12 protein-coding genes are annotated in these 15,209 nt (G+C 75.0%); 6 read left to right on the top strand and 6 right to left on the bottom strand.

What is annotated here, in order from left to right:
• Positions 1 to 40 precede the first annotated feature (40 nt).
• Together BLT52_RS05905 and BLT52_RS05900 are read left to right on the top strand one after the other, a co-directional pair.
• Entirely contained in the window at positions 41 to 805 is a 765-nt protein-coding gene (locus tag BLT52_RS05905; protein ID WP_090591522.1) for a class I SAM-dependent methyltransferase, read from the top strand.
• Positions 805 to 2,367, top strand: coding sequence for an NAD(P)/FAD-dependent oxidoreductase (locus BLT52_RS05900; RefSeq protein ID WP_090591520.1), 1,563 nt, complete (start codon positions 805 to 807; stop codon positions 2,365 to 2,367). The genes BLT52_RS05905 and BLT52_RS05900 overlap by 1 nt, the downstream gene beginning before the upstream one ends.
• Before the next feature lie 203 nt (positions 2,368 to 2,570).
• Here the strand turns inward: BLT52_RS05900 and BLT52_RS05895 are convergent, their stop codons facing one another.
• Both BLT52_RS05895 and BLT52_RS05890 read right to left on the bottom strand, forming a co-directional pair.
• On the bottom strand, positions 2,571 to 3,119 hold the full coding sequence (locus BLT52_RS05895) for a flavoprotein (RefSeq protein ID WP_231946522.1): 549 nt from the start codon (positions 3,117 to 3,119) through the stop codon (positions 2,571 to 2,573).
• Between the two features lie 221 nt (positions 3,120 to 3,340).
• Complete coding sequence (locus BLT52_RS05890) at positions 3,341 to 4,951, bottom strand: phosphodiester glycosidase family protein (RefSeq protein ID WP_090591515.1); 1,611 nt, start codon at positions 4,949 to 4,951, stop codon at positions 3,341 to 3,343.
• Between the two features lie 160 nt (positions 4,952 to 5,111).
• Between BLT52_RS05890 and ggt the strand changes: the two genes are divergently transcribed.
• The gene (gene ggt, locus BLT52_RS05885; protein ID WP_090591513.1) at positions 5,112 to 6,926 is read left to right on the top strand and encodes a gamma-glutamyltransferase; all 1,815 of its coding nucleotides are present in this window, start codon (positions 5,112 to 5,114) and stop codon (positions 6,924 to 6,926) included.
• 67 nt (positions 6,927 to 6,993) lie between these two features.
• On the opposite strand, the gene BLT52_RS05880 is transcribed toward ggt, so the two are convergent.
• Positions 6,994 to 7,773 (bottom strand): AraC family transcriptional regulator, encoded by a 780-nt coding sequence (locus BLT52_RS05880; protein WP_090596362.1) that lies wholly within the window; start codon positions 7,771 to 7,773, stop codon positions 6,994 to 6,996.
• 127 nt (positions 7,774 to 7,900) lie between these two features.
• Here BLT52_RS05880 and BLT52_RS05875 point away from each other — a divergent pair, with 127 nt between their 5' ends.
• The 3 genes from BLT52_RS05875 (at position 7,901) to BLT52_RS05865 (ending at position 10,922) form a co-directional block, all read left to right on the top strand.
• The gene (locus BLT52_RS05875; RefSeq protein WP_172803994.1) at positions 7,901 to 8,779 is read left to right on the top strand and encodes a phytanoyl-CoA dioxygenase family protein; all 879 of its coding nucleotides are present in this window, start codon (positions 7,901 to 7,903) and stop codon (positions 8,777 to 8,779) included.
• Between the two features lie 37 nt (positions 8,780 to 8,816).
• On the top strand, positions 8,817 to 9,143 hold the full coding sequence (locus BLT52_RS05870; RefSeq protein ID WP_197679211.1) for a hypothetical protein: 327 nt from the start codon (positions 8,817 to 8,819) through the stop codon (positions 9,141 to 9,143).
• A gap of 339 nt (positions 9,144 to 9,482) precedes the next feature.
• Positions 9,483 to 10,922 (top strand): dihydrolipoyl dehydrogenase family protein, encoded by a 1,440-nt coding sequence (locus BLT52_RS05865; protein WP_090591511.1) that lies wholly within the window; start codon positions 9,483 to 9,485, stop codon positions 10,920 to 10,922.
• Between the two features lie 866 nt (positions 10,923 to 11,788).
• On the opposite strand, the gene BLT52_RS05860 is transcribed toward BLT52_RS05865, so the two are convergent.
• The 3 genes from BLT52_RS05860 to BLT52_RS05850 are packed head-to-tail and all read right to left on the bottom strand — an operon-like array spanning position 11,789 to position 15,209.
• Positions 11,789 to 12,805 carry a DUF5914 domain-containing protein gene (locus BLT52_RS05860; RefSeq protein WP_197679210.1) on the bottom strand — a complete coding sequence of 339 codons (1,017 nt, stop codon included), beginning with the start codon at positions 12,803 to 12,805 and terminating at the stop codon, positions 11,789 to 11,791.
• Positions 12,802 to 13,737 carry a phytoene/squalene synthase family protein gene (locus BLT52_RS05855; protein WP_231946521.1) on the bottom strand — a complete coding sequence of 312 codons (936 nt, stop codon included), beginning with the start codon at positions 13,735 to 13,737 and terminating at the stop codon, positions 12,802 to 12,804. Before BLT52_RS05855 ends, BLT52_RS05860 begins: the two co-directional genes overlap by 4 nt.
• A complete protein-coding gene (locus BLT52_RS05850; RefSeq protein WP_090591509.1) occupies positions 13,734 to 15,209 on the bottom strand; it encodes a phytoene desaturase family protein in 1,476 nt (491 codons plus the stop codon). Before BLT52_RS05850 ends, BLT52_RS05855 begins: the two co-directional genes overlap by 4 nt.

The following is a 15,209-nucleotide window of genomic DNA, read 5'->3' as shown; positions in this document are numbered from 1 at the left end:
TCCGCAGGAGGCGCTGTCGTCGAACAGCACGAGGCACACCATGACGGAGGACACGTTGCTGCACCGAGCCCCCCGCTCCCACGACGCCGAGGTGACCGACGCCTTCAGCGAGGTGGCCGAGCACTACGACGTCCTGGTCGGGCTGAACCCCGGCTACCACGAGCACCTGCGCGCCTCCGCGGCGGCGCTGCTGGAGGAGCTGGGACCGGACGCCGCCCCGCTGCGTCTGCTGGACCTGGGGTGCGGGTCGGGCGCCTCGACCGCAGCCGTGGTGGCCTCGGTGCACGAGCACGGGCTGAGCGACGTCGTCGAGCTGGAGGGGGTGGACGCCAGCGACGGCATGCTCGCCTCGGCGCGGGCCAAGTCCTGGCCGGACTGGGTCGACTTCCGGGCCGGCCGGGCGCAGGACCTGGGGCGGGACGGTCGTGAGTGGGACGGCGTGCTGGCCGCCTACCTGGTCCGCAACGTGCCCGAGCGCGACGAGCTGGTGGCCGACCTGTACCGGGCGCTGCGTCCGGGCGGGGTGCTGGTCGTCCACGAGTACGCCGTCCGCGGGCACCGCCTGCCCACCGCCGTCTGGAGCCTGGTCTGCTGGGCGGTGGTGATCCCGCTGGCCGTCGTGGTCACCCGCCGCAGCCGGCTGCACCGCTACCTGTGGCGCAGCGTGCTGGAGTTCGACTCCGTCGAGGAGCTGCAGGAGCGGCTGCACCGGGCCGGTTTCACCGGGATCCGCCGGCGCACCTTCGGCAACTGGCAGCGCGACATCCTGCACACGGTCGTGGCCACCAAGCCGGGTCCTGGGTGATGCCTCCCCTGCTGCCCTCCTCCACCCGACGCTGGCACCCCGGCCGCGACCGCCACGCCGTCCGGCACCTGCCGCAGCCGCCGCGGGCCGGTGCCGACCCGCACCGTCCCCGCTCGGTGGTGGTGGTCGGCGGAGGCATCGCCGGGCTCGCGGCGTCCAGCGTCCTGGCCGAGCAGGGCGTGCACGTCACCCTGGTCGAGCGCGAGGACACCCTGGGCGGGCGCGTCCGCTCCTGGCCGCTGGGTGACGGGCGCACCATGAGCCGTGGCTTCCACGCCTTCTTCCGGCAGTACTACAACCTGCGCGCGCTGCTCCGCCGCACCGACCCGGCGCAGCGGCACCTGGTGGCCGTCCCGGACTACCCGCTGCAGCTGGCCGGCGGGCACCGCGACTCCTTCGCCCGGATCCCGCGGACCCCGCCGTTCGGCATGGCCGCCTTCGTGGCCCGCAGCCCCTCCTTCACCGCCCGCGACCTGGCCGAGGTGGACGTCCGCCGCGCGCTGGACCTGCTCGAGGTGGACTTCCCGGCGACGTTCCGCGAGCTCGACGGCACCAGCGCCAGCGAGGTGCTGGACCGGCTGCGGTTCCCGGCGAAGGCACGCCACCTGGCGCTGGAGGTCTTCGCCCGCAGCTTCTTCGCCCACCCCGACGAGTTCTCCGGGGCCGAGCTGGTGGCGATGTTCCACAGCTACTTCCTGGGCTCGGCGGAGGGGCTGCTGTTCGACGTCCCCGACGACGACTACGACCAGGTGCTGTGGGCCCCGCTCGGACGCTACCTGACCTCCCTCGGCGCCGAGGTCCGCACCGGCACCGCCGTGACGTCGCTGGCCGAGGACGGGGACGGGGTGCTGGTCGGGGTGGATGGTGCGGAGCTGCGGGCCGACGCGGTGGTGCTGGCCACCGACCAGCGTCCGCTGCAGCAGCTGGTGGCCGGCGCTCCGTGGATCGGCGACGAGCCGTGGCGGGAGCGGGTGGCGAGCCTGCGCAGCGCGCCCTCGTTCGCGGTCTGGCGGATGTGGCTGGACCGGCCCTGCGCCCCCGGGACGCTGCCCTTCCTCGGGACCTCCGGCTTCCCCGGCGGGCTGGACAACGTGACCATGGTGCACACCTTCGAGGAGACCGCCCGGCGCTGGGCCGCCCGCACCGGTGGTTCGGTGGTGGAGCTGCACGCCTACGCGGTCGGCCTGCCCACCGGGGTGGACCCCCACGCGGAGCGGTCGCGGACGTCCGCCCCGGACGAGGTCACCCTGCGCCGGGAGCTGCGGGCCTCGCTGTCGACCCTGCACCCGGAGCTGGACGGCGCGCAGGTGCTGGCCGAGGAGTGGCTGCTGCGCGACGACTGCGCCCTGGTCGGGACGGGCCCCTGGGACGAGCGGCTCGAGGTCGAGACCCCCGACCCGCGGGTGGTGCTGGCCGGGGACGGCCTGCGCTGCGACCTCCCGGTGGCCCTGATGGAGAGGGCCACCACCACCGGCTTCCAGGCCGCCAACGCGCTCCTGGCTCGCTGGGGCCGGACCGGCGAGGACGTCTGGTCGGTCCCGGTGCGGGGTCTGCTGGCCTGAGGCCTCGGTCCTGCGTCAGAACCTGCTCCTGAGAGCCGATCACGTCCCCTGAGCGTCTGACAGGCGCTGGGACGCACGCCCTGACGGCGCAGACACCCCCGGTCGACGACGTCGGGCTCAGCAGGACGCCTGGGTCGGCTCACCTCCAGCGGTTCCCGGCTGCGGTCCCGGCCCGGGCTCCTGGGGCGCCGCGGGAAGGGTGGTCAGACCGCCGGCAGCAGCCGCTGGACCGTCTCGATGATGTGACTCCACGGCAGCGGTCGCTCGGTGCCGTTGAGGCGGGGCTCGTCGAGCGGCCACACGTCGTCGCCCTGGACGAGGTGGGCGCCGGCGGCCCGGAGCCGGCGGAGGTGCTCCTCCCACGCAGGGTGGCGGGTGTGGGCGGCGTTGACCCGCGGGAACACCACCGTGGGCAGCACGGTGATGCCCTCGCACAGCACGGTGAGGGCCTGGTTGTCACCGAGGCCGAGGGCCAGCTTGGCGCAGGTGTTCGCGGTGAGGGGGGCGGCGACCAGCAGGTCCGGGTCTGGGTGCGGGCGGGGCGCTCCCCAGACGCGGGGGGCCGAGCGCACCGGCCACCCGGTCAGGTCCTCGAGCGCCGCGGTCTCACCGAGGTGGTCGAACCAGGTCCGGGCGGTCGGGGTCAGCGTCACGGTCACCCGCTGCCCCTGCTCGACCAGCGGCTGCACCAGCCCCTCGCGCAGGGTGTGAGCTCCTGCCGCCGCCGCGGCGACCACTCCGATCGTCCTCACCGTCACCCTCCTCCTCCCACCGCCCGCACCCGGAGCGACCTCGCCTCCGCAGTGTGCACTCCCGCTGCGAGTACGCAGCAGTGCTGCACACCGAGCGGGTGGCGGCGGGTCGGTCGTGCCGGGTGGTCGCGGGCCGTCGTCTCGCCACCCCGAGCCGCCCGAGGACGCGTCCTGGCGCCCCCCGGTGGCCTCGGCGCAGCGCGTCAGCAGCCGTCAGGGCGTTAGCGGACGTAGACGACGTCCCCGACCGGACGCTCCCCGGCGGCGTCGGAGGGGCTGCTGACCAGACCCCCGTCCACCACCATCGCCGTGGAGCCGCCGCCGTCGAGGTTGAGCGCCTCGGTCAGGCCGAGGGCCAGGGCGACGTCGGCGGCCTCGGGGATGGAGAGGCCGAGCTCGTCGGGCTGGCGGCCGTCCACGGTGACCAGCACCGTCCGGCCGCGGGCGTCGACCCCGGCGAAGGTGCGCGGGTTGCGCTGCAGGGCCCAGCCGTAGGCGAAGGACGGGTCGTCGGGACGGACCATGCCGTCGCGCGCCTGGGTGACGTGGGCCCGGCCGTCGCGGACCAGCTCCGGGCCGCCGTTGACCACCGAGACGCCGTCACCGGTCAGCGGGCGCCGGCCGTCGGTGAGGGTGGTGCGGATCCGCAGCCGGCTGGTCCGGTCGGCCGCCAGCTCCTGCACCCGGTCACCGGTGGCCTGGACCGAGCGCTGGCCCGGCTCCAGCGCGGTCCCGCGCTGCTCGGCGACGCGGACCACGCGTCCGCGCCCGTCCACCACCACCTCGCGTCCGGGGCCGCTCGGCGTGGTCGGCCCGAAGGCGGTGCTGAAGGCGACGAGCTCGCCGTCGTCGGTGCAGGTGACGTCGTGCAGCGGGAGGTCGGTGGGCTGGTCGCCGGTGCCGCCGCAGTTGCGAACCAGGCCCGGGACGCGGTCCTGCCCGTCGAGCCGGGAGGTGCGCTCACCCCGCTGGCTGGGCCGGGTCCGGCCGTCGACGGTGACGCTGCCCTGCCAGGTCGGACGGACGACGTCGCTGCGCCGGGCGTCGTCGCGCAGCACCAGCACCGGGCGGTCGCCCACCGGCTCGGAGACCAGGTCGCCGTCGTAGACCGCCGCCCCGGCCGGGTCACCCGGCGCGCCGGCGGCCGGGTCGAGCACGAAGAAGCCGGCGTTGACCGCGGCCAGGGCGCCGGCCTCGGCGGCCAGCTCGCTGACGCTCTCGCGGTCGGTGAGGTCGGGGCCGTAGGAGGCGCCGAGCTCCCCGTCGAAGGTGCGCGGGTCGATGGTGAGCACGTTGACCGTCCACCGGCCGACGTCGGTGCTGCCGCCGTCCCAGCCGCGGTACCAGTCGCGAGCGCTGAACCCGGCGCCGCGCAGGGCCGCCACCGCGGCCCGGGCGGCCTCCTGGGTGGGGTACCCGGCGGTCAGCCGGACCCGGTACCCGCTCACCGAGGCGGGGACGTCCGCGACGGCCGGCTGCCGCACCGGCTGGACCTCCGCGGGGAACCCGGCCGCGGCCAGGCGGGCCATCAGGGCGTCGGCGCTGGCCCGGTCCTGGACCGCCCGGGCAGGCGCGTCGGGGTCGGGGCCGGTGGCGGGGATGGCCAGCTCCACCACCCAGGGCGTCGCCGCGTCGGGGGCGCCACGGACGATCTGGGTGTGGGTCACACCGTCGGCCAGCCGGGTGGTGACCTCGGTCTGCGCCAGCCCGGCGGGCCCGAGGGGCAGCGCGGGGACGTCCGGCTCGGCGGCGGCCCCCGGCGCGGCGCCGAGCCCGAGGGCGGCCACGCAGGCCAGGGCGAGGACGGTGGACAGCGGAGCGGGGTGCCTCATGGGGACGAGCCTGCACCCTGCCGGCCGACAGGACCAGGCCCGCACCTGAACCGGAGGTGAACGGTGGCCGCGACGCACTCCGCGAACCGGGTCGACCCGGCTCTGGACGCCGCCGGGCGGCGGGGTTAGCGTCGGCACCACCGCCACCGGGAGGACGACGATGTCCCGTCTGCCACTGTCCACACGTCCGGCACGGTCGCTGCGCCCCTGCGCCGCCGTGCTCGCCCTCGGCCTCACCGCCGGGCTGCTGACCGCCGCACCACCGGTCGAGGCCGGGCCGCGGACACCGCCCAAGGTGGCGGTCGCCGAGGGCACCGGCGGCGCCGTCTCCACCGTCGACCCCGACGCCACCGCCGCCGGGATCGAGATGCTCCGACGCGGCGGCAACGCCGTGGACGCCGCCGTGGCCGCCGCCGCGACCCTCGGCGTCACCGAGCCCTACTCCGCCGGCATCGGCGGCGGCGGCTTCCTCGTCCACTACGAGGCGGCCACCGGCGAGGTGCACACCCTGGACGGACGGGAGACCGCGCCCGCGGCGATGCGGGCCGACACCTTCGCCCCCGACGGGCAGCCGATCCCCTTCGCCGAGGCGGTCACCAGCGGCCTGTCGGTCGGCGTCCCCGGCACGGTCGCCACCTGGGAGACCGCCCTGGAGCGCTGGGGCAGCGTGTCGTTGCGCCGGGCGATGACCCGGGCGACGGTGGTGGCCAGCCGCGGCTTCGTGGTGGACGAGACCTTCCGCAGCCAGACCGAGAGCAACGCCGCCCGCTTCGCCGACTTCCCCGCCACCGCCGAGCTGTACCTGCCCGACGGCGAGCTGCCCCGGATGGGCAGCAGGCTGCGCAACCCCGACCTCGCCGCCACCTACCGGGCCATCGCCCGTGACGGCTCCGACGCCCTGCGCGAGGGACCGGTCGCGGCCGACCTGCTGGCCGCGGTGCAGGACCCGCCGCTGGCCGAGGGGTCGACGCGGGTGGCCCGCCCGGGGCTGCTGACGGCGGCGGACCTGGCCGCCTACGAGGTGGTCGAGCGGGCACCGACGTCCGTGGGCTACCGCGGTCTGGAGGTCTACGGGATGGCCCCGCCCTCCAGCGGCGGCACCACCGTGGGCGAGGCGCTCAACGTGCTGGAGCAGTTCGACCTGGCCGGGATGGGCACCACCCAGGCGCTGCACCACTACCTGGAGGCCAGCGGGATCGCCTTCGCCGACCGCGGCCGCTACGTCGGCGACCCGGCCGCGGTGGACGTCCCGGTCGGGGAGCTGCTGTCGGACGGGTTCGCCGCGGAGCGGGCCTGCCTGATCGACCCCGGCTCCACCCTGCCCCGACCGATCGCCCCGGGGAGCCCGGACGGCGTCTACGCCGGCTGCCCGAGCGGCACCGCCGTGCCCGAGGACGACCACGAGGGCCTGTCGACCACCCACCTGACCACCGCGGACCGCTGGGGCAACGTGGTCTCCTACACGTTGACCATCGAGCAGACCGGGGGCAGCGGCATCGTGGTGCCGGACCGGGGCTTCCTGCTCAACAACGAGCTCACCGACTTCAGCTTCACCGACACCCAGGGCGGGGACGACCCCAACCTGCCCGGGCCCGGCAAGCGGCCGCGCAGCTCGATGGCGCCCACGATCGTGCTGCGGGACGGCGAGCCGTGGCTGGCGCTGGGCTCCCCCGGCGGGGCGACCATCATCACCACCGTGCTGCAGACCCTGGTGAACCGCGTGGACCTCGACCTGACCCTGCCGGAGGCGGTGGCCGCGCCCCGGGCCAGCGAGCGCAACGGTGCGAGCACCCAGGTCGAACCCGGCTTCGCCACGCAGGACCTGGCCGGGCTGGGCCACAGCTTCACCACCACCGCCGAGATCGGGGCCGTCGCGGCGGTCGAGCTGAGACCCGACGGGACCCTGCAGGCGGTGGCCGAGCCCGTCCGCCGGGGCGGTGGCAGCGCGATGGTGGTCGACCCCGGGGACGGCTGAGCCGCACCGCGACCCGCCGGCACCGTCCTCCTCGACGGGTCGGCGGGGACGGCGTCGGTGGGCCGGATCACCCCTCGCCCGGCCGCGCGTCCCTGAGCTGGCGCGGGGACAGCCCCAGCTCGGCCCGGCACGCCTTGTTGAGGCTCTGCAGGTCGGAGAACCCGACCGTCGCCGCCACCGAGGCCACCGACAGGGTGCTGCTGCCGAGCAGGTGCTGGGCGACCTCCACCCGCCGGCGCCGCACGTAGCCGACCACGCTGCCCCCGGTCCGCTGCCGGAACAGCCGGGTCAGGTGGTTGTGGGAGACGCCGACCGCCGCGGCCACCCGCGGCACGGTGATCGGCTCGGCCAGCCGGGTCTCGATCCAGCTCATCGCCGCCGAGACGTGGTCCGGTCCGGGCACCGCCCCGGCCGGCCCGGCTCGCTCGGACAGCCGCAGCAGCACCATCCACAGGTCGGCCCGGCTCCGCTCCGGGCGCGTCCGGGCGTGCTGCACCGCCGAGACCATCAGCGTCCGCAGGACCGGGAGGTCGGTGCCGCTGCTGCTGACCAGGCCGATGCCGCAGGGCCGGTCGGCGGAGGGGGCGCGGAAGTGGGCGTAGAGGTGCTCGGAGCGCCCGCGGTAGCGCATCTCCGAGGTCGTGCCCGGGGGCGTCAGGGACACCGTGCCCGGGGCGACCGCGTGCTCGACGCCGTCCAGCAGCAGCGTCGCGGCGTAGTCGTAGAGGTGGAGCTGCCAGAGCTCGGGGAGCCGGTAGGTCTCGGTGCGGGCCCGGACGCCGTGCACCCCGACGTTGACGGTGGCCGGTCGCGGCGGCTCGGCGAGGTCGAGGTGGGCATCACGCACGTGCACAGTATCGACCAGCGGACGCCCAGCCTGGACCACGACGCCGCCGACGTTCCTGCCTAACGTCGATGACGGATACCGACCACCGGCCCGAACGACCAGATCCGCACCCACACCGAGGATCCCCATGAGCACCCTGACCGACCGCAAGAACCTGATGACCTCCGCCGAGATGGCCCACTTCGTCTCCCACGGCGCCTTCGTCATGGAGGCGGTGGTGCCCGACGAGCTGAACCAGCGCGCCATCGCGGTGCTGGACGCCGGCATCGAGCGCCACCCCTACGGCACCCCGCTGGACACCGCCTTCCCGACCGGCACCTTCGTCCGCGAGCTGCTGGACCTCCCCGCCGTGGCGGGTGCGGTGCAGAGCCTGGTCGGACCCGCCCCGGCCATCGACCACCACGCCGTGCACGTCCGGCCGCCGCACGGCGGCGAGGCGCAGAACATGCACGGGGACGCGGTGCTCGACACCCGCACCGACGCCTTCGACGTCCAGCTCATGTACTACCCGCGCGAGGTGACCCTCGAGCAGGGCGGCACCCTCAGCGTCCCCGGCACGCACCTGCGCCGGATCAACGAGTCCTCCATCGGGCGCTACCAGAACCTGGCCGGCCAGACCCGGCTGACCTGCCCGGCCGGCACCGTCGTGCTGCTGCACCACGGGATCTGGCACGGGGGCCGCCGCAACGACTCCGACCACCCCCGCTACATGTTCAAGATCCGCTTCAACCCGACGGTGCGTCAGCTCCGGCTGTGGAACACCGACGACATCGACGACCCGCAGGTGCGCGCGGAGCTCTCCACCTCCTTCCCCTGGGCCACCGGGGTGCAGGGGCGGCTGGAGCTGATCAACCGCGCCCGGCTGTGGCGCACTCTGACCGGGGACGCGGACTTCGACCTGGACTACTACCTCACCCGGGAGACGCTGCGACCGCAGTTCACCGCGCCCGGGGCCACCGACGTCCGCCTCGGCGCCAGCACCCCGGCCTCCGGCTGGGGTCTGTGACCTCCCCGACCACCTCCCACCCAGGACAGGACACGCCATGACCACGACGACCGTCGACCACTCCTTCGCCACCCCGCCGGCCCAGCCCACGCTGCGCCAGCAGGTGCTGGTGCTCTACCTCTCCAGCTCGGCGCTGGACTCCAACGTCACCGGCTGGACCCGCTACGACGGCACCGGCCGCTCCCGTCCCACCATGGGCGACAGCGACCAACCGCCCTACGCCACCGGTCTCGACGCCCTGCTGGACGGCTGGCGGCTGATCCAGATGTCGCAGCTGCTGCCCCACCCGCGGGGTGAGGAGTACGAGGTCTCCTACCTGCCCTTCGAGTTCCTCTTCGAGAAGATCGTGGACGCCTCCGCCTGACCCCCTGATCGGCTGTATGTCGTCGCGGTCTCGGACGGCGTGTCGCGGCGCGTCCGGCTGTACCGAGCGCTCGCGGTACACGTCTTCAGGGGTGGGGCTCGACCACCGGTGCCGGGTGCCGGCCCCGACCCCGGGACGAAGGAGCCGAGCGCCCGCCCCGCCTACCGGACCCGCACCCCTGCCAGCGTGTACGGCGTGGGCCCGACACAGGGGGACACGCCGCGACACGCCGTCCGAGACCTCGACGACATACAGCCGAGCAGGGGTGCGGGGAGGACGGGCGGGACGGGGAGCTGTGCGTCGGACCGGGCGCGTCGACGCGGTCGGTAGGTTGGCGGCGTGAGCGCAGCGGGCGGGACCGGCACCAGCGAGGAGTACGACGTCGTGGTGGTCGGGGGCGGGCCCGCCGGCACCGCGGCGGCGCTGAGGGCGGCCGAGCTCGGGGCCCGGGTGGCGGTCCTGGAGGCGTCGCGGACCGGGGGCACCTGCGTCAACACCGGGTGCGTCCCCACCCGGGTGCTGGCCAAGACCGCGCGGCTGGTGCGGGAGGTGCGTACGGCCGACGAGTGGGGCATCAGCGTCTCCCAGCAGGAGGTCGACTGGCCGCGCACCGTCAGCCGGGTCCGCTCCACCATCGAACGCGTCCAGACGGCGAAGGCCGAGCCCGGGAAGCTCGCTGCGGCGGGGGTCGACCTCGTCCTCGAGGGCCGGGCGCGCTTCGTCGGGCCGCACGAGGTCGAGCTCGCCGGCACCGGTCGGCGGGTCCGCGGCAGGACGTTCATCCTGTGCGTCGGCGGGCACTCACGCCGGCTGCCGGTCCCCGGTGCCGGGCTGGCCACCCTTCCCGAGGACGTCCTCGACCTGCCCGACCTCCCGCGCCGCCTGGCCGTCGTCGGCGCCGGCAACACCGGGGCGCAGCTGGTCACGATCTTCAGCGCGTTCGGGTGCCGGGTCACCCTGCTGGAGGTGGCGCCGCGGATCCTGGCCCACACCGATGCCGCGGTGTCCGCCGCCGTGCAGCAGGCGTTCACCGAGCAGGGGGTCCGGGTGCTCACCGGCGTCGAGACGGTGGTCGGCCTGGAGCGCGCCGAGGACGGCATCGAGCTGAGCTGGCGCCGCGACGGCGAGCACCGCGAGCGCTTCGACGCCGTGATCACCGCGACCGGCTGGCCGGCGGCCATCGAGGGGCTGGGGCTGGAGGCGGCCGGGGTGACGACGACACGCAACGGCGTCCCGGTCGACGAGTACCTGCGCACCGACGTCGGCCACGTGTTCGCCGCCGGGGACGCCAACCAGCAGGCCATGCTGGTGCAGGCCGCGCACTCCGAGGCCGAGGCGGCCGCGCGCAACGCCGTGCTCGGCCCGACCCGTCGGGCACCCCACCACCTGCTGCCCTCGGGTGGGTTCACCGACCCCGACTACGCCGGCGTCGGGCTGACCGAGGAGCAGGCGCGGACCCGCGACGAGCACTGCGTGGTGGCGCTGGTGCCCTACGCCGCCATGGAGCGTCCGATCATCGACGACCGGCCGAGGGGCTTCCTCAAGCTGATCGCGGACCGGCGTCGCGAGCTGCTGCTCGGTGCGCACGCGGTCGGCGAGGAGGCGGTGGAGGTGGTCCAGGCCGTCACCACCGCGATGGCGGCCGGGGTCGACGTGTCCACCCTGGCCAAGGTCGAGTTCGCCTACCCCACCTACAGCGCGGTGATCGGCGTGGCCGCCCGGCAGCTCCTGCACAGCGCCGGCTCCACCTACGAGCACGCCACCCAGCAGCCCCGCTGAGCTCGAGCGGACCGCTCCCGCTCCCACCGGACCGGCTGGCGGACGCCCCTCGACCGGCCAGCCGCTCCCGGCGACTGGCCGGAACACGTCGCCTCGATCACCGGTCAGGCGACGCCTAGCGCCACTGGCCGTCGCCCGCATCTCCGCATCAGGTCGACACGCTCGGGCGACACTCACTGGACGCGGACAGCCGACCGGGTCACGCGCGTACCCACCTCCGCTGCACGGGTCCGCACCACCGTCGCGGCCACTGGCCAGAACGAGTCGCCTCAACGCCACCCGACGCGACACCTCTGGGCCACTCGCCTCATTCGCCTCCCGACATCCCATCGAGGCGGGAGGCGACACTCACTGCCGACGAGGGCAGCCGACCGGGTCACGCGCGTACCCACCTCCTCTGCACCGGGCCGCACCACCGTCGCGGCCACTGGCCAAACCGCGTCGCCTCGACGCCACCCGAGGCGACACCTCTGGGCCACTCGCCTCATTCGCCTCCCGACATCCCATCGAGGCGGAGGCGACACTCGCTGCCGACGAGGGCAGCCGACCGGGTCACGCGCGCACTCACCTCCTCTGCACCGGGCCGCACCACCGTCGCGGCCACTGGCCAGAACGAGTCGCCTCAACGCCACCCGAGGCGACACCTCTGGGCCACTCGCCCTCGGGGCCTGCGTCGACGACGCCTCAGCAGCGCAGGCGAAGCTGCTCCCGGCACACGCCTCTGCGCTTGTCCCCACCTCCGCCGCACCGGGTCGCACCACCGTCGCGGCCACTGGCCAGAACGCGTCGCCTCGACGCCCCACGAGGCGACACCTCGGGGCCGCTCGCCGCCTCGGGCGGACCGGGATGCGGTGGATGCGCTGGGGTCAGCGGAACTCGCCGCGGCGACGCACCTCGTAGCGGCGCTCGGCGTAGACCAGGTCGTCGACCCACAACCGGGCGGCGGTGCGGCGCATGGCCGGGACGACGAGAGCCCGGGCCCACCGCGCCGCCGCGAAGCCCGGACGCTCGGAGTGGGCGATGGTCGCCTCGGTCACCATCGTGCGGGGACGACCGCGCTCGTCGGTGCCCAGCGGGGTGGCGTGGGTCTCCACCACCGAGCCGGCGCCCTCGCCGCCGATGATCGTCATCACGATGGTCCGCTTGTCGGGGGTGGTGAAGGTGGCCCGCACCGGGACGCCCCAGGTCCGGCTGAGCCGGAAGGTCACCTCGACCACCAGCCGCTCGTCGCTGCTGGCGCCCTCGTCGACCTCGAGGTGGCTGAACGCGTAGGGGTGGAACCAGCTGCCGTGCCAGGGGTCGAGCCGGTTGGCCACCACGTCCGACGGCTCGCAGACGCCGGGCAGGGCGACGACGGCGCTGATCGAGCGCTCCTGCGGGGGACGCGGCGTGATCACCGGGCGCTCGCTCGGCTCCTCGCCGGGCACCGGTCGCCGCACCCACAGCAGCACGCCGTCGTCGAGGGCGGGGAAGGTGCGCCAGCGGCCCCACCCCTCCCGGCCCAGCGCCAGCCCGTGCCAGCGGCAGTAGACCTCCCCGCCCATCACCTCGCAGTCGGTGAGCAGCGCGCCCAGGTGCGGGCAGGAGCCCGGTCCGGCCAGCAGCGACCCGTCGGTGTCGCGCCACAACGTGATCTCGACCCCGTCCACCACCCGCACCAGGGAGCGCTCGGCGCCGAGGTCGGTGCTGGCGCCCACCACGAACCAGCCACCGGGGTCGACCTGCTGGGACACCCGGAGCGCGGTGCGGATCCGCGACGGGCGGGCGTCGCGCCAGGACGGCAGCAGCCGCTCCCGCTCCTCGACCGGTCGCAGCGCGATCGGGACGCGAGAGCGCACCTCGTCCAGCAGCCCGATCCTGCGACCGGGTCCCGAGCCGCTCACACCGCCCCCTCCACCGCCAGCCGGGACACCCGGCGCGGGTTGACCACGGTCGTGGCCGCGACCCAGGCCTTCTCCGGCCGCGGCACCCGGACCCGGTCGGAGAAGACGTCGTAGTCGGCGGCCTCGATCCGGTCCAGGATCCGGGAGTACAGCACCCGCGCGGTGGCCACGCAGCGTGCGGAGTCCCGGGGCAGCAGGGCGATCCCGGCGTCCGCGGCGGTGTACAGCTCACGGTTGCGCTCGATCTGGAAGGCCAGCACCTGACGCCACTCCGGGGTCACCCGGCGCAGCCACGGGTCGGCGCCGAAGCGCCGCAGGTCGGCCTGGGGCACGTAGACCCGACCACGGTCCAGGTCCTCGCCGACGTCGCGGAGGAAGTTGGTCAGCTGGAAGGCGAACCCCAGCGCCCGGGCCGGCTCGCGGGCCTCGGGGCTGAGCGGCCGCAGCACGGGCAGCATCATCTCCCCGATCACCGCCGCGGAGCCCTCCATGTAGCCCATCAGGTCGTCGAAGGTCTCGTAGGAGGTCGTGGTCAGGTCCATCGCCATCGCCTGGAAGAAGCGGTCGAAGCACTCCCCGTCGATCCCGCTGGCCAGCACGGTGTCGGCGATCGCGGTCAGCACCGGGTCACCCACCGAGCCGCCGCCACGCACGGTGTCCACCGCCCGGGAGAAGTCGTCCACGAACGCCTGCAGCGCGGCCCCGGTGCGGGCGGCCCGGTCCGCGGTGGTGGCCGAGGGCGCGTCCACGATGTCGTCGGCCAGGCGGCACAGGGCGTAGACCGCGTGCACCTGGCGGCGCTGCGGGCGCGGGAGCAGCATGGCGCCCCACCAGTAGGTGGTGCCGAACTCCCTGGTCAGCCGGGCGCATCGGCGGTAGCCCTCGTCGAGGTGCTCCTGACGCCGCTCGCCCGTCGTGGTGCGCCCGCTCACCGCTTGCCCAGCCAGGCGTCCACCCGCTCCGCGGCCAGCTTGCCGCTGATCAGGACCATCGGCACCCCGACGCCGGGGACCGTCCCGGACCCGGCGAAGAACACCCCCGGACGGCGCGGCTCGACGTTGCCGGGGCGGAAGGGGCCGGTCTGGCGCATGGTGTGCGCGAGAGCGAACGGCGTCCCCTGCTCCATCCCCAGGTGGCGCCAGGTGACGGGGGTGAACAGCTCCTCGGTGACGACGTCGGTCGGGTAGCCCTCGCGGTCGAGGAAGCCCAGCAGCCGCTCGCGCATCCGGTCGGTCTCCACCGACCAGTCGACGTCGCCGGACAGGTTGGGCACGGGCTCCAGCACGTACAGCGTGGAGCAGCCCTCCGGTGCCAGCGAGGGGTCGGTGGCCGAGGGCACGGTGACCAGCCGGGACGGGTCCGGCATCAGCTCGCGCCGGCGGATCAGGGCCTCGAAGGCCTCGTTCCACTGCTCCCCGAAGTGGATGTTGTGGTGGACGCGGTCGGCCGGCAGCCCGCCGCGGACCCCGACGTGCCAGACCACCGCGGACGGGGAGTAGGTGCCGTGGCGGACGCCCCACGGCGGCGTCAGCTCGGGGAAGAAGGCCCGGTAGGCGACCGGCAGGTCCGGGGTCAGCACCACCGCGTCGGCGCGCAGCACCTCGCCGTCGGACAGCCGGACGCCGGCCACCTTGCCCCCGGAGCCGAGCACGTCGGCGACGTCGACCCCGTACCGGAAGGTCACCCCGGCCCGCTCGGCCGCGGTGGCCAGCGCGGTGGGCACGGCGTGCATGCCGCCCTCGGGGACGTAGACCCCGGCGATGCTGTCCATGTAGGTGATCACCGCGTAGAGCGCCAGCGCGGTCTCCGGCGGGAGCCCGGCGTACATGGCCTGGAAGCTGAACAGCTTCTGCAGCCGGTCGTCGTCGAAGAACCGGCGCACCGCGGGGCCGAGCCGGCCGAAGCCGCCGAGCCTCAGCAGCCGGGCGGCCACCAGGGGGCGGGTCACCAGGTCGACCGGGGAGTCGAAGTTGCGGTCGATGAAGTTGTCCATCTCGACGTCGTAGAGCTCGCCGAGCCAGGACACGAAGTCGTCGAAGCCGCGCGCGTCGTGCTCGCCGCTGGTGGAGGCGATCTCGGCCCGCATCTCGGCGTGGCCGGAGCGCACCCTGATCCGCGACCCGTCGGCGTACTGGGCCTGGTAGGCCGGGTCGAGCTTGCGCATCGGCAGCAGCTCGTCCAGCTCCGACCCGGCCGCGGCGAGGGTGTCGGCCACCAGCGACGGCATGGTCATCACCGTCGGGCCGGTGTCGAAGGAGAAGCCCTGGTCGCGGATCCGCCCGCCGCGTCCGCCGGGGATCGGCTCACGCTCCAGCACCGTCACCTGGTGCCCGGCGCCGGCCAGCCGGCACGCGGTCGCCAGACCGGCCAGACCCGCCCCGACCACGATCACGGGAGCGGGCAC

It is taken from the genome of Auraticoccus monumenti (assembly GCF_900101785.1).
Classification (GTDB): domain Bacteria; phylum Actinomycetota; class Actinomycetes; order Propionibacteriales; family Propionibacteriaceae; genus Auraticoccus; species Auraticoccus monumenti.
Note: the sequence above shows the minus strand (reverse complement) of the source record. Positions and strands in the feature narration are given on the sequence as shown.

Excerpts from the sequence above, each read along its gene's own strand:
- BLT52_RS05905 (WP_090591522.1), top strand. The coding sequence starts at position 41 with ATGACGGAGGACACGTTGCTGCACCGAGCCCCCCGCTCCCACGACGCC.
- BLT52_RS05890 (WP_090591515.1), bottom strand. The coding sequence starts at position 4,951 with ATGAGGCACCCCGCTCCGCTGTCCACCGTCCTCGCCCTGGCCTGCGTG.
- BLT52_RS05900 (WP_090591520.1), top strand. The coding sequence starts at position 805 with ATGCCTCCCCTGCTGCCCTCCTCCACCCGACGCTGGCACCCCGGCCGC.
- BLT52_RS05870 (WP_197679211.1), top strand. The coding sequence starts at position 8,817 with ATGACCACGACGACCGTCGACCACTCCTTCGCCACCCCGCCGGCCCAG.
- ggt (WP_090591513.1), top strand. The coding sequence starts at position 5,112 with ATGTCCCGTCTGCCACTGTCCACACGTCCGGCACGGTCGCTGCGCCCC.
- BLT52_RS05875 (WP_172803994.1), top strand. The coding sequence starts at position 7,901 with ATGAGCACCCTGACCGACCGCAAGAACCTGATGACCTCCGCCGAGATG.